This is a genomic window from Vibrio sp. 378 (genome assembly GCF_033339435.1).
In genome coordinates, this window is record NZ_JAWOUO010000362.1 from 1 (window position 1) to 811 (window position 811).

At 50.4% G+C, this 811-nt stretch carries 1 protein-coding gene; it reads right to left on the bottom strand.

The genetic code is table 11. From position 1 onward, the window contains the following. Positions 1–100 precede the first annotated feature (100 nt). Positions 101–811: MoxR family ATPase (locus R7Q48_RS26285; RefSeq protein WP_318133128.1), on the bottom strand; the 711-nt coding region annotated here is incomplete at its 5' end.

Here is an 811-nt window from a genome sequence, read left to right on the forward strand (position 1 = left end):
ACCGACTGCGTGCGATATTGAAGCAGTTCTTCTAGTGTTAATGTCACCCCATTCGCATGAGGCGGTAATGGATGGTTTGCAGACATGTCACTCACCCACTTTATGCGCTGCCAACCAAGCTTAGCAACTTATCGATGACTTGATTTGCCGTTACGCCTTCTGCTTGAGCGTGGTAGCTGAGCAATAATCGGTGACGTAACACTGGGTACGCCATTGCTTGGACATCTTCAGGAGAGACAAAATCACGACCTGCTAACCAAGCATGAGCACGAGCGCATCGGTCAAGGGCGATGGTTGCACGCGGACTGACACCCATTGCTAGCCATTTATCCAACTCACTGTCGTATTCGCTTGCTCGGCGCGTTGCCATCACCAAACGCACAATGTATTGCTCAATGGTTTCTGCCATGTGGATGTCGAGCACTTCTTGGCGCGCGGTGAAGATGTCTTGCTGACTCAAGCTTGGGCGCTCAATAGAGCATTCACCTTTTGCTTCACCACGATTGATCCGCAAGATCGCTAATTCATGTTCTGCATCTGGGTAATCCACTTCTAAGTGAAGCAAAAAGCGATCGAGCTGAGCTTCTGGAAGAGGGTAAGTACCTTCCTGTTCTATCGGGTTTTGCGTCGCCATGACCAAGAATAGCTCAGGCAGTGCGTAGGTGTGGCGACCTGCGGTGACTTGCTTTTCTGCCATCGCTTCAAGCATTGCGGCTTGTACTTTGGCTGGCGCACGGTTGATTTCATCCGCAAGAATGAGTGAATTGAAAATCGGCCCAGATTGGAATGTGAACTCGCCAGTTTCTGGTCG